The organism is Streptomyces sp. NPDC058470 (assembly GCF_042721055.1).
Classification (GTDB): domain Bacteria; phylum Actinomycetota; class Actinomycetes; order Streptomycetales; family Streptomycetaceae; genus Streptomyces.
The window spans coordinates 161,954-175,078 of sequence record NZ_JBHXMF010000005.1 but is presented as its reverse complement, the minus strand read 5'-3'; the positions used below and the strand labels follow the sequence as shown (position 1 = coordinate 175,078).

Sequence of the window (13,125 nt, the reverse complement as noted above, 5' to 3'; positions counted from 1 at the left end):
TCCAACACAATGCCGTCTAGCCCTGAGGCATCATAATCTCCAAAGGCCACCACCGCTGATCCCCTAGGGCTGCTGGGCGCGGGCCCGCCCCGGGCCTCCTGGCCACACCTCGGGGCGGCACCCCGGTTCACTGCTCGGCGAGAGCGGCGGAGTCGTGCTCCTCGCCGTACCACTTCTCGGCCCACCGTGAGAACGCGACGATGACGATGTCCCGGTGACCGGGGCCGCCGTCGGCGGAGAGCACGTCGGTGACGTCATGGGCCAGCGCCTGGTCGTCCAGCAGGACCGCCTGTCCCGGTTCGAGCGTGCCGCTCCAGAAGGGCGCGTCGGCCCCGGGCTTCCACAGACGGGTGGTGCCGCCCGCGGCGTTCACCTTGTTGAGAATCGCGATCATCACGAACTCGTGCCCGTCGTGGTGCACGCCCTCGGGGGTGAGGGGGCCCGGCTTACCCCCGTCCGCACGGGTCCTGTTCTGGTGGACGTTGATCTGCCATTCCTCGGACCTGTCGAGGCCGAGTTCACGGATACCGGCCGCAATCAGCGGCGTGAAGTCCACCTTGATCGGCTCGTAGACGCGTCGGATGCCGCCACCGACCGAGTTGAACTTCTTGTACGTCGTGTAGTTGCGGTGCGGGAGACGATCGAACGACCACTCGTCGTTGCCCTGAGGGGTGATGCGGTACTGCGAGAACCGCTTGAAGCGGGTGCCGTTGCCCATGTACTCGTCGACCGGGCAGTCGTCGTAGCTGGGCAGGATGTCGGGCGAAACGTCCGACAGCTCGATGACGGTGAAGCCTTCGCTACCGAGGGGCATGGTCTCTCTCCTCCAGGATTGGTGGCGTCGTGGGACTTCAGACGGCGATGGTCGGCATGCGCTCGTCCAGGTAGGCGGCAGAGGAGTTGAGCCGCCACAGGATGCCGCGGGCGATGGCACGGCGCATGTACGCGGACTCGGCAGCAGGCAGCACCACGTTGTGGAACCAGCCCTGGGCGTGCTGGGAGTCGATGGTGATGTGCAGCCGGTGATAGGTGATCCCGACCTCCGGCAGGCCCAGGCGCTCCCAGGCGTGCACGACCTGGACGAACCTGTCCGGAGCCATCCACTCGGTCATTCCCAGGAAGCCCACGGCCTCCGCGTACAGGGAGCGGTGGCGGCACAGCATGACCGCGAGATTGCCGTTGAGCAGCGAGGTGCCGGTGAGCGAGCGACCGAGCTCCTCCTCCGAGATCTCGAAGACCTCGAAGATCTTGTTGAAGAGGTGGGTGTGGACCTCGGCGTGATCGCCGTTGCCCATCTCGTCCCAGAAGTTGGCGGCGATCTCCATCTTGGCCGCGCCGGCGGTGCCGACCTGCATCATGGCGAGCAGGTCGTCGAAGCGACCGTCCACGACCGACTCCTGCATCACGTAGTTCCGCAGGTCGCCCTCGGAGGCCGTGTTGCGGATGAACTCGTGGTAATAGGGGTGCTTGTACACCCGGTGCTCGCGGGCGGTCTTCTTGAGCCAGGACAGGTATTCCCGCGGCTCGGTAGGCGCGTCCTCCAGCAGCCCCGGCTCGATCAACCGGTCCTGGGCGGCCGCGGTGGCTGTCTCAAGGAGACGGGATATCTCGTACACGACAACGGACCCTTCGGCGTTCTGCTGCTGAGGGATCTTCGTGTACAGCTGGTAGATACGGTCGAGCAGAAACTGCTGGGCGTACAAGGCGCTGCTGTCGCCCGCGGCCGCAGCGGCGTTGATGTCGGCCACCTCGGCCAGGACGCGGGTCCGCTCGCCGCCCGACAGGTCGGAGTCGACCTTCTCCGGTGCGGAATCGAGCAATGCGCGAATCTTGTCCACGGTGGACAGGAACGAATCACCGGATACAGTCAGACCCTTGGAGCCGCCGACTTCTGCCATGTCTTCCCCCTTGGATTCGCTGAACGAATCAGATTTCCGTCACGAAATTCTCTGCACCGTCATCCGCAACGACGACGGAGGGCGGGCCTCGTACCCAACGGTCTTCGGCGGAGAGTCAGGAATTTCCCTTTCACGGGTCTTGAACTCCCCTTCCCCTGCCTTGTGGCACACTGCGAACGAAACCCTTACCTGCCGTCCCTGTGGTGCGGGATGTTGTTCTGCGGGGGCGGAACCGAAAGATTGCGGTCCGGTTCTGATCCCTTTTGGTGCTGCCCTTCGCGGTGTCATCGGGCGGGCCGAATTTCCACATGGACGGCGGGTGTTGCCATTCTGCAAGGGCATCGCTGGACGGAGTATGTACGCCGTCTGTACGCCGCCGCCCGTCGCTGCCAAAGACCTGGTGGCAGCCGGTGGAACCAATAACCTGTGACGGTCCGTTACTTTCTTTGCCCGACAGTGACAGGGAGGTAGATGGCGGCAGTCGCTGTCACTCAAAGGGAGTTGCGGCCGACGTGAGTTGTCACCGAGGTGAACAGGGAATGCGGGAGGGGCTGAGGCGGCTGCGCGAGGCCGCCCGACCTTTCGGGGAGATCCGGAACGGCTCGATCGAGGTGGCTCAGTCGCGGCCGGTGCTCTTGTCGAATGAACCGGAATGCGGAGTGGCGCTGCGATCGACTCGGTCGATTCCTTTTGGGCGCGGATTCCTGCGTGCTGCCACTTCAATTCAGTCGGTCCAGTCGGTCCAGTCGGTCCGCTCGGTCCACTCTGTGCGCTGTATGCGTACGGCTCTGCGTTCATGGCTTCATGAAATCCGATGGGTCGGACATGGCGTGTGTGAGACCGACGGGCTGTGGACAACTCCTGTCGTGGTCATGGTCATGGTTATCCACAGGGCAAAGCGGAATTTCGAGATCCGCGGGATGGTCTCGGCATGACGAATCACAACGAAGCGGCCGGCCTGTCCGGCGACACATCCGGCGACAACAGGCTTGGTATCGGGTCCGGGGAAGGGGCCGATGGCGGGGATGGCGGCACGCTGGACGGGCGCGATCAGCAGAGTGGGCACGTCGGCCGGCTGGGGCGCGCGGGGCAGGAACAGAGCGGCGGGCCCCAACATGATGAACGCGCCGCGTACGTCGGGAGGGATGAGCTGAGGGACGGGGATGAGCCGCGGGACGGGGACGAGCGAGGCGAGCTCGCAGGGCAGGTGGGGACTGACGCGGCAGCCGGTCGACTGGGTCATGGCGGGCCCGGACGGTGGGCGGGGCACGGCCCCTTCGGGCAGGACTCCGAACGTGGCACTCCCGAGCCGGACTCGGAGCGTGGCACCCCGCAACCGGACTCGGGACTCGACACCCCCAGGCAGGGCCCGGGGCGCGCCGCACCCGGCGGCCCGCCCGGCGAGCATCAGGTGACCTTGCGGACACCGGCGGAACTGGCCGACGCCCTGCCCTATTTGCTCGGGTACCGGCCCGAGGACAGCATCGTGCTGGTCGCCCTGCACGACGGCGAACGGCGCGGTCGCTTCGGTGGGCGAGCGCGGCTCGGTATCCCCGCCAACGCGGACGACTGGCCGTCCGTGGCCGAGCAGCTGGCCCAGGGGTTGGTGAAGGGAAGCGCGCGGCGGGGCGCCCCGCCGGAGAGCATGGTCGCCTACCTCTGCCAGGAACCGGCGCGCGGCGAATCGGGGCGGGAGGTCATGGAACGGCTGCGTTCGCTGGCGCAGTTGCTGCGTACGGCCTGCGGCCGCCTCGACGTTCCGGTGATCGAGGCCCTCTGTATCTCCGACGGTCGTTTCTGGTCGTACTGCTGCCCGGGTCAGGGGTGCTGTGCGCCTGAGGGCCAGTCAATGGGCGTGCCCGGTACCTCGGTTCTCGCTGCCGCCGCGACCTATGCGGGACTCCAGGTACGGGGCAGCCTGCGGGAACTGACGGCCAGGCTCATTCCGTGGGAGACCGAGGTCGCGGAGCAGGAGGTCGCGCTCGACAGGGCGAGCACGGCCCTCGTTCCCAGGATTCTGGATGGCGAGAACCGCGCCGCTGTTGCCCAGGAGACCCTCGGACTCGCCCAGCAGGTCATGTTCCGGCTCGCCGACGCTCCACCGGTGTCCGGCACGCGTCCGGCGGACCTGCGCGACGACGGCCTGCTGGAGCATGAGGAGGCCGCCACCCTGATCCTCGGCCTTCAGGACCGCACGACCCGGGACCGCGCCGCGGAGTGGATGGAGGGCGACGAGGCCGTTCCAGCGCTGCGGCTGTGGCGAGCGTTGGCACGCCGCTGCGTCGGCTCCTACCGCGAGCATGCCGCGGCGCCCCTCACGCTCGCCGGATGGGTCGCCTGGTCGACCGGTGACGAGCTTGAGGCGCGGGAGGCCCTGGCCATGGCTCTCGGCGTCGATCCCGACTATCTCTTCGCCCGCCTCCTGCACCAGGCCTGCAACGAGGGACTGGACCCTGAATCGGTACGCCGTTGTCTCCGCGCGGAGCGCACCGGCCGTGTCGCAGGGGAAACGGAGCAGCCGAGGGAGCTCGCGGCATCGAGCCCGGCGCCGGTTCACCTGCCCGGCTCCATGGCTCGGTCACAGTCACCTGAGGCGATGGCGTCCTCGGGCGGCTTTGAATCGGGCGGCTCCGATTCTGTTGGCTCCCATTCGGTCGGCTCCGGTTCGGCCGGAGTCGTGGCCCAGCCGCCCGGGACCGCCAGTCGGCGTCGCCGCCGGGCACGCCCGACAGGGAGCGGTGAAACACGTCCGAGTCGGCGGACCCCGGGCGCGGGAAGTGGCCGACGGCGTCGGCCCATCGACGGTGTCTCGCCGGCTGGGGACGGACCAGGCCGTGCCGCCGAGGGCGCGAGCGGACGCTCGCGGGCCCGCCGTGACTGCGGACGGCATGGCGCGGAGGAGGACACGTGAGCGCGGGCTCCTCTCGAACCGACGACGCACGGCACCTCCACCACGCATACGCCAACGGACGCGCAGCCGCAGGCGCGAGCGTCAAGCGGGTGAACTGGGTGAACTGGGTGAACTGGGTGAACTGGGCGAACCGCGTCCACCGCGCCATCCCTCGTGGCTGTTCCAGCCGTGCCGAGCACGCCCGCAGCGCGCCCGCGTCCCGGGTCGCGCCCTACCCGGCTCCCCACCGCCATTCGGTCGGCTTCCCCGGCCGAGGGCGTGACCCCGAGCGGGGCCGTCCCGTTCACCTGAGTGGCGGAACCGTGGCCGGGCCGCGCCGCCGCAGTGCCCCCGCCCTTTCGGAGCCCCCCACCCGGCGCCGAGCGCGCCCAAGCCGCGCCGAGCGCGGAGGAAACCGCCCCATGTCTCTGCCCACTCCGCACTCGTCTCCCGACGGCCATCGCCCGCCCCTTCGCAAGACCGGGCGGCCCCTCACGAGTCGAGACGCCCCCCCGAACCCGCGCGTGGCTGGGGACAGCGCCCGGCCCTTCTTCGCGGGAGCGGGCGGCCCCGCGGCTTCCCGGATGTCGGTGCCCTTGCCGCCCCGGACAGTGGACCTGCCACCTGTCCACACGGCCCTGATCTGTGTCGCCCTGCCAGGACTGGCGATCTCCACGGATCAGGGGCAGCTGACCGGGCGAGGCCTGGAGGGCTTCTATCGCGCGGGACGGCGGCTGCTCTCCCGTTGCCAGCTCCGCGTCGCCGGACGCGAACCGCTGGCGGTTCAGGCCCGAATGCTCACGGCCGACCGCGCCCGTTTCGTGGGGACGCTGCGCTCGTCCGCCGACGGAGGCCCGGATCCGGATGTCGTCGTCGAGCGGACACGGCACGCTGACGGCACAGAGCGGATCACTCTGCGGAGCGCGGCCTCTCGTACGCTGCGGCTGCCTGTCGAAGTCGCCCTAGGCACGGACCTCGCGGAACTGAGCTCGGTCGCCGCGGGCAGGGCCGGGCCCGAACTGCCCGCGAGCGTCCACGACTCCGGCCTGCGCTGGTCCTGTGCCACGGGGCACTCCGCCGTCACCGCCGACCCTCCACCCGTCGACGCGCTGGCCTCTGCCGGACTGCTGCGCTGGGAGTTCGAACTGCCTCCCGGCGGCACCCGGAGCGTGGAGCTGCGCGTACGACCGGATGGTGCGGTCGCCAACAGAACGGTGGGGCGCGGCGGCGCGGCGAGCCCGATCGCACAGGCCCGGGCAGCGGGCGACGACCCAAGGGCCCAGGCGCTCCTGCACACCTGCGTCGAGGATCTCCGGGCTCTCTTGTTGCGCGACCCCGGGCACCCGTCCGACACGCACCTCGCGGCCGGGGCTCCCTGGCGTTGCGGCCTGGCCCCGGCAGAAGCAATGGTCGCCGCACGGATGACGTTGCCGCTCGGAACCCGGCTCGCCCTGGGCACTCTGCGGACTCTCGCACGTACCCAACTCGCGGGCCCGCGGTCCGGCCTGATTCCCGGACCGCGCAGGGACGCGGGCCCGCACCTGCCGCCGGGTTGCACGGCCACCGAGGCGACCCTGCTGTTCCCCGTACTCCTTGCGGAGGCGCGGCGCTGGGGGCTCGAGGCAGGGGAGACCGAGGAACTTCTGCCCGCGGCCGAGCGGTGCCTCGACTGGCTGCGGACGGCTGTCGGCGACGGCATCTACTTGCCCGACTCCTTCTCCGGAGGACCGCTGCGCTCCGAGACCCAGGCGCACGCCCATCGGGCCGCACTGCTGGGCGCCGACCTGCTCGACGCGCATGGCCGGCCGGGGGGTGCGGGACTGCGGCAATGGGCCCTGGCACTGCGGACCGCGTTCCGCGAGGACTTCTGGGTCGAGGACCGGGGAGGCGGCAGACCGGCGGCCGCCCGCGCCCCGGACGGTCGCCTCGTGCCGCACCTTGCCGCGGGTGCCGCCCATCTCCTTGACACCGGTCTGCTCGGCTCCGGCGCGACGGCCCCCGGGTTGCTCGACAAGGTGCAGACCGAGCAGCTCGCCCGGCTGCTCGGAGGCCCCGTCATGGACTCTGGGTGGGGGCTGCGCAGCCTCGGGGTGAAGGAGGCGGCGTACAACCCGTTCGGCCATCGGGCCGGCGCCGTACGCGTTCAGGAGAGTGCCGTCGCCGTCGCGGGGCTGGCTGCCGCCGGCTACGAGAAGGAGGCGAGCTCCCTGTTGCGGGGCGTGCTGGCAGCCGCCGAGGCCTTCGATCACCGGCTGCCCGAGATGTACGCGGGGGAGCAGCGCGCGCAGGGCAGTGCACCGCTGCCTCATCCCGCGGCCTGCCGACCCGCGGCGACGGCCGCGGCCGCAGGTGTGCTGCTCCTCACCTCGCTCGTGGGGATCCGTCCCGACGCCCCGGCCGGGACGGTGACCCTGCGCCCGGTCCGCAGCGCTCCGCTGGGCGAGATCGGGCTCACGGGACTGCGCATCGCGGGCGCCCCCTTCTCCGTACGCGTCAGCCGGCTCGGCCTGGCCATGGTCGAGGAAGCGGCCGAGGGGCTGCAGCTGGGGGTGTGACCTTGTGCGACAAGCCTGCGGACGGAGATCGGCCACGGCTGGGGAGACCTGCACCTGAGGGAAGTGGATCAGCCGTGGAAGCGGCCGACGAAGGGCGTGTTTATCGTCAGGCAGACGACTATGATCGCGGCATGCCCTACGACCCATCGGCCTTTCCGCCCTTCGCCGTGACCGTGGACCTGGTGGTGCTGACCGTGCGCCGCCACGCTCTGTGCGCGCTGGCGGTACGGAGGGGCGAGCAGCCGTTCCAGGGGCGGTGGGCACTCCCCGGCGGCTTCGTGCGGACGGACGAGGATCTGGCGCAGGCGGCGGCGCGCGAGCTGGCCGAGGAGACCGGGCTGCGCGCCCACGACCCCTCCGCCCCCGCGCAGGACAACGGCGCACACCTGGAGCAGTTGGGGACGTACGGCGACCCCAAGCGCGATCCGCGGATGCGGGTGGTCAGCGTCGCCCATCTCGCCCTGGCCCCTGATCTGCCCGCGCCCCGAGCCGGCGGTGACGCCAACAGCGCGCGCTGGGCGCCCGTCGAGGAGTTGCTGCAACAGGGTGGTTACGGCCGTGACGGAGAGCAGGCGGCGCCTCTCGCCTTCGATCACGCGCAGATCCTCTCGGACGGTGTGGAGCGCGCCCGGTCCAAGATCGAGTACTCGTCGCTGGCGACCGCCTTCTGTCCGACCGAGTTCACCGTCGGCGAGCTGCGCCGGGTGTACGAGGCCGTGTGGGGTGTGGCGCTCGACCCGCGTAACTTCCACCGCAAGGTGACGGGCACGCCGGGCTTCCTGGTGCCCACGGGCGGTACGACCACACGCCAGGGTGGTCGCCCGGCCCAGCTTTTCCGCGCGGGCGGCGCCACGCTGCTCAATCCGCCCATGCTGCGCCCCGAGGTCTGACCAGGAGGCGGGGGAACACAGGTCAGGGCGCGCGAGCCGGAGTGGGTCCGCGGGCAACTTGAGCCTTGTCCGAGGCGAGGCCCAAGTTGCCCGAAAAACCGGACATATAGCGCTATCTTGCTTTGGGTGATCCAGGCCATCGGACTGACCAGCAACCCCCGCAAGGAGCTTCCGCCCGCCCTCGACGACGTGACCTTCGAGGCGCGCGGGGGTCGCGTCACAGCGATCGTCGGAGCCCCGGGCGCGGGCAAGACGACTGTGCTGAAGCTCATGCTCGAACTCCAACAAGGCCGCGGAATCACCTACTTCAGAGGCCGCCCACTGCACCGGATCGCGCATCCCTCGCGCGAAGTCGGGGTACTGCTGGGCGAGGTGCCCGGCCATCCGGCGCGTACCGTCCGCGGACAGCTCCGCATGCTGTGCGCCGCCGTCGGCGTGCCCGTACGGCGCGCCGACGAAGTCCTCGAAGTGGTCGGGCTCGTCAGTCTGCGTGACGAGCGCCTGGGCACGCTGTCGCGTGGCATGGACCGCCGCCTCGGTCTGGCGTGCGCACTGTTGTCCGACCCGCACACCCTCCTCCTGGACGCTCCGGCCGACGGGCTCTCCGCCCGCGAGGGCCGTTGGCTGCACGGGATTCTGCGCGCGCACGCGGCCCAGGGCGGCACGGTGCTGTTCACCACGGACGACCTCAAGGAGGCCGCGCACACCGCCGACCGGGTCGTCACGCTGGACGCGGGCCGCCTTGTCGCCGACCAGGAGGTCGCGGACTTCGCCCGCACTCGGCTGCGCCCCCGAGTGGCCGTTCGCAGCCCCTACGCCGCCCGGCTCGGTGCCCTGCTGACAAAGGAGGCCCGTACCGCGCGGCGTTCCGTCGAGATCGTGCGCGAGGACGGCAACCGGCTCTCCGTGTACGGCAGCACGTGTGCCGATGTAGGCGAGACCGCCTTCCGGCACGGCATCCTCGTACACCAACTCGCGGACGAGATCGGCGACATGGGGCCTACCGCCGCGCCACCGGCAGAGGGCGGCGCACAGGAGAGCGCTGAGCCACACGTGGCCGGGAGGCCGGCCGTGGACGCGCACTCACCTCTCCCGCCGCCCATCGCCGTACGCCAGGCGCCGAGCCCGCTGCGCCCTCTGCGCTACGAATTGCGCCGCGCCGCCGGCGTCGGCACGGGTTACCTCACCGCCGTGGCCGTTCTTGCCGTCTCGGCCCTCCTGTCCGTACTGCTTGCCAGAATCGGTCACACGCCCCAGCCGCGCCTACTGGCCGCGTGGCCACAGGAACTCCCGCTCCCGCCCGCCGCGCTCGGTGCGGGGCTGCTCGGCGCGATCGCCTTCGGCGACGAGTTCCGCCACCCCGCCCTGGCCGCGGACCGCGGCACCGTCCCCCGCCGCCTGGGACTGCTCACCGCCAAACTCCTCGTCGCCTCGGCCACCGCCCTGACGCTGGCCGTCCTCACCGTGGGATGCGACTTCGAAGTGCTCTATCTCGTCTACGGACGGGAGCTCACCGGAGTTCCCGCCGACTGGCTCACCCTGGGAGCGAGTTGGATCGGACTGGTGGTGGGCTGTGCCTGGGCGGGTGTGCTGGCCGCGGGCATCTTCCGGTCCACGACCGCCGGGCTCGCGGCGGTACTCGCCGTGCCGATCGTCGTCGTACCGCTCGTACAAAAAGCCCTGGAGGGGCCGTCTGTGCGGACCGCGGCCGGGTTCTCCGGGAGGATGCGCGAGCTGGTGCTGATGCAGTGGCCGTTCGGTGGAGAGCGGTATCTGGCGGCCGGGGTGCGGACGCTGGCTCAACCTGTCGGCGGTGCGCTGATGTTGTCGCTGACCGCTCTGCTCTGCGCATATCTGCTCACGACCCTGCGAAGCAGGGTCCGATGACGACCGCCCGCGCCCTTCCGGTTCCGTGGTGCGCACAACTCCCCGGAGAACGCCCATTTCTTTCCGATAAGGCGTCAATTGCGACGGGGTGAGCGATCACCCTTTCGTGTGCTTTTCACCAAAGACCTCAAGGGAGTTGGAGACAGCGCCGACAAAGGATCCGTGAGTACCCTTGCGCAGACCATGATGACCGCCGCCCGCTCCGCAGACTCCGGCCTGGCCGGCCCGGGCGAACTCAACCGTTACCCCTATGCCGAGGCCCCTGGTGCCGGCCGCGTGGGTCCCCCCGCGTGGGAGGGCGCGGACCCCGAGCTGGGCCGCGTGGGCCGACGCGGCACGGGCAACCGCGGACGCGGGCTGCACGGTCAACTCGTCCAGCAGCTCGGCCAGATGATCGTCTCCGGCGACCTCGGCGCGGACCGCCCGCTCGTTCCCGAGGAGATCGGCCAGCGGTTCGAGGTCTCCCGTACCGTCGTTCGTGAATCGCTCCGAGTCCTGGAGGCGAAGGGGCTGGTCAGCGCCCGCCCCAACGTCGGCACGCGGGTGCGCCCCGTCAGTGACTGGAACCTCCTCGACCCGGACATCATCGAATGGCGTGCCTTCGGGCCGCAGCGTGACGATCAGCGGCGTGAGCTGAGCGAGCTGCGCTGGACGATCGAGCCGCTCGCCGCGCGGCTCGCCGCCGGGCACGGTCGCGAGGATGTCCAGCAGCGACTCGGCGACATGGTCGAGATCATGGGCCACGCCATGGCACAGGGTGATTCGCTCACCTTCTCGCGCGCCGACGCGGAGTTCCACGCGCTGCTCATCCAGCTCGCGGGGAACCGGATGCTGGAGCACCTCTCCGGGATCGTGTCGGCCGCGCTCCAGGTCTCCGGAAACCCCGTCACCGGCTGCGACCGGCCGAACGACGCCTCTCTGGGACACCATGCCCGGATCGTCGATGCCCTTGCCGCGGCCGACGGTGCGGCGGCCGAAGCTGCCATGCGCCAACTGCTCACCGTGCATCCCGAGGTGGAGCGCGTGGTGCCCGCGCCGCGCGAGCACTGACCGCGCACCCAAGGTGACGCGGTTGGGGGCGTGTGCCCTCTCGTGGCATCGCCTGGCCGGCGAACCATCTCTCGCGGGACCCCGTCGGATCCTCCTTGGACCTGGCGGGGTCCGGCGGTGTGATGGGGCGGTGCGCTCATCGGCTGACCTTCTCTGACCGTATCTGGCCGCTTTTGCGCGCTTACGGGGTGTGACTCGGGCCACGCAGATTGGGCGTAACGCTCTTCTCGGCAGCGCGATGACCTAAGAGGTGGCAGCCGAGGAGGGAATACAGACGCCGTTTGTGGCGCTGTGCTTCTTCCCGGCCCCCGCCCGCGCCGTCGGCCCATCCCCAAGTCGGCGGTCGTCGGCTCCTGTCCGCACCGGACGGGGCCGGAAGCCGTTTTCCAACGTTCCGAGAGGTTGTTCGTGTCGGCCAGCACATCCCGTACGCTCCCGCCGGAGATCGCCGAGTCCATCTCTGTCATGGCGCTCATCGAGCGGGGAAAGGCTGAGGGGCAGATCGCCGGCGATGACGTGCGTCGGGCCTTCGAAGCTGACCAGATTCCGGCCACTCAGTGGAAGAACGTACTGCGCAGCCTCAACCAGATCCTCGAGGAAGAGGGTGTGACGCTGATGGTCAGTGCCGCGGAGCCAAAGCGCCCCCGAAAGAGCGTCGCAGCGAAGAGTCCTGCCAAGCGAACCGCCACCAAGACGGTCGCGGCGAAGACGGTGACCACCAAGAAGGCCACCGCCACCGCCGCCCCGGCAGCGCCCGCCGACGACGACTCGGCCGAGGACGCGACTGCCCAAAAGACTGCTGCCAAGAAGACGGTCGCCAAGAAGGCCGTCGCGAAGAAGACGGTCGCCAAGAAGGCTGTCGCGAAGAAGTCCACCGCCAAGAAGGACGACGCGGAGCCGGTCGACGACGAGGCGGCGGAGGAGACCCCGGGCGCCAAGTCCGAAGAGGAAGAGGAGGGGGCCGAGAACAAGGGCTTCGTCCTCTCCGACGACGACGAGGACGACGCGCCGGCCCAGCAGGTCGCCGTGGCCGGCGCCACCGCCGACCCCGTCAAGGACTACCTCAAGCAGATCGGCAAGGTCCCCCTCCTCAACGCCGAGCAGGAGGTCGAGCTCGCCAAGCGCATCGAGGCCGGCCTGTTCGCCGAGGACAAGCTCGCCAACGCCGACAAGCTCGCCCCCAAGCTCAAGCGCGAGCTGGAGATCATCGCCGAGGACGGCCGCCGCGCCAAGAACCACCTCCTGGAGGCCAACCTCCGTCTGGTGGTCTCCCTGGCCAAGCGCTACACCGGCCGCGGCATGCTCTTCCTGGACCTCATCCAGGAGGGCAACCTCGGTCTGATCCGCGCGGTCGAGAAGTTCGACTACACCAAGGGCTACAAGTTCTCCACGTACGCCACCTGGTGGATCCGCCAGGCGATCACTCGCGCCATGGCCGACCAGGCCCGCACCATCCGTATCCCGGTGCACATGGTCGAGGTCATCAACAAGCTCGCGCGCGTGCAGCGCCAGATGCTCCAGGACCTGGGCCGCGAGCCCACCCCGGAGGAGCTGGCCAAGGAACTCGACATGACCCCGGAGAAGGTCATCGAGGTCCAGAAGTACGGCCGCGAGCCCATCTCGCTGCACACCCCGCTGGGCGAGGACGGTGACAGCGAGTTCGGTGACCTCATCGAGGACTCCGAGGCCGTCGTCCCGGCCGACGCGGTCAGCTTCACGCTCCTCCAGGAACAGCTGCACTCCGTTCTCGACACCCTGTCCGAGCGCGAGGCCGGCGTCGTCTCGATGCGCTTCGGCCTCACCGACGGTCAGCCGAAGACCCTCGACGAGATCGGCAAGGTGTACGGCGTGACGCGCGAGCGGATCCGCCAGATCGAGTCCAAGACGATGTCGAAGCTGCGTCACCCGTCGCGCTCGCAGGTGCTGCGCGACTACCTCGACTAGGTCTCGGAAGT

At 69.9% G+C, this 13,125-nt stretch carries 9 protein-coding genes; 6 read left to right on the top strand and 3 right to left on the bottom strand.

Features of this window, described 5'->3' with window-relative positions; genetic code table 11:
• Nucleotides 1–127 precede the first annotated feature (127 nt).
• The 3 genes from ACFWP7_RS05755 to ACFWP7_RS05745 form a co-directional block, all read right to left on the bottom strand.
• Nucleotides 128–814 carry a 2OG-Fe dioxygenase family protein gene (locus ACFWP7_RS05755; protein WP_384376534.1) on the bottom strand — a complete coding sequence of 229 codons (687 nt, stop codon included), beginning with the start codon at nt 812–814 and terminating at the stop codon, nt 128–130.
• 37 nt (nt 815–851) lie between these two features.
• Entirely contained in the window at nt 852–1,898 is a 1,047-nt protein-coding gene (locus ACFWP7_RS05750) for an iron-containing redox enzyme family protein (protein WP_384376531.1), read from the bottom strand.
• Nucleotides 1,899–2,700: 802 nt separating this feature from the next.
• Nucleotides 2,701–3,141 (bottom strand): hypothetical protein, encoded by a 441-nt coding sequence (locus tag ACFWP7_RS05745; RefSeq protein ID WP_384376671.1) that lies wholly within the window; start codon nt 3,139–3,141, stop codon nt 2,701–2,703.
• Here ACFWP7_RS05745 and ACFWP7_RS05740 point away from each other — a divergent pair.
• The 6 genes from ACFWP7_RS05740 (at nt 3,133) to ACFWP7_RS05715 (ending at nt 13,114) form a co-directional block, all read left to right on the top strand.
• Nucleotides 3,133–4,809 carry a DUF4192 domain-containing protein gene (locus ACFWP7_RS05740; protein WP_384376662.1) on the top strand — a complete coding sequence of 559 codons (1,677 nt, stop codon included), beginning with the start codon at nt 3,133–3,135 and terminating at the stop codon, nt 4,807–4,809. The two genes, ACFWP7_RS05745 and ACFWP7_RS05740, sit on opposite strands and share 9 nt — an antisense overlap.
• Before the next feature lie 563 nt (nt 4,810–5,372).
• A complete protein-coding gene (locus tag ACFWP7_RS05735) occupies nt 5,373–7,343 on the top strand; it encodes a glycogen debranching N-terminal domain-containing protein (protein ID WP_384376659.1) in 1,971 nt (656 codons plus the stop codon).
• A gap of 131 nt (nt 7,344–7,474) precedes the next feature.
• On the top strand, nt 7,475–8,233 hold the full coding sequence (locus tag ACFWP7_RS05730; protein WP_384376528.1) for an NUDIX domain-containing protein: 759 nt from the start codon (nt 7,475–7,477) through the stop codon (nt 8,231–8,233).
• Between the two features lie 126 nt (nt 8,234–8,359).
• Nucleotides 8,360–10,120, top strand: a complete 1,761-nt coding sequence (locus tag ACFWP7_RS05725; protein WP_384376525.1) for an ATP-binding cassette domain-containing protein — start codon at nt 8,360–8,362, stop codon at nt 10,118–10,120.
• 162 nt (nt 10,121–10,282) lie between these two features.
• Nucleotides 10,283–11,170, top strand: a complete 888-nt coding sequence (locus ACFWP7_RS05720; RefSeq protein WP_384376522.1) for a FadR/GntR family transcriptional regulator — start codon at nt 10,283–10,285, stop codon at nt 11,168–11,170.
• A 408-nt stretch (nt 11,171–11,578) separates the two neighbouring features.
• Nucleotides 11,579–13,114 carry an RNA polymerase sigma factor gene (locus tag ACFWP7_RS05715; protein WP_384376519.1) on the top strand — a complete coding sequence of 512 codons (1,536 nt, stop codon included), beginning with the start codon at nt 11,579–11,581 and terminating at the stop codon, nt 13,112–13,114.
• The last annotated feature ends 11 nt before the right edge of the window (nt 13,115–13,125 follow it).

Coding starts and splice junctions, on each gene's coding strand:
- ACFWP7_RS05755 (WP_384376534.1), bottom strand. CDS start 814: ATGCCCCTCGGTAGCGAAGGCTTCACCGTCATCGAGCTGTCGGACGTT.
- ACFWP7_RS05750 (WP_384376531.1), bottom strand. CDS start 1,898: ATGGCAGAAGTCGGCGGCTCCAAGGGTCTGACTGTATCCGGTGATTCG.
- ACFWP7_RS05735 (WP_384376659.1), top strand. CDS start 5,373: ATGTCGGTGCCCTTGCCGCCCCGGACAGTGGACCTGCCACCTGTCCAC.
- ACFWP7_RS05745 (WP_384376671.1), bottom strand. CDS start 3,141: ATGACCCAGTCGACCGGCTGCCGCGTCAGTCCCCACCTGCCCTGCGAG.
- ACFWP7_RS05730 (WP_384376528.1), top strand. CDS start 7,475: ATGCCCTACGACCCATCGGCCTTTCCGCCCTTCGCCGTGACCGTGGAC.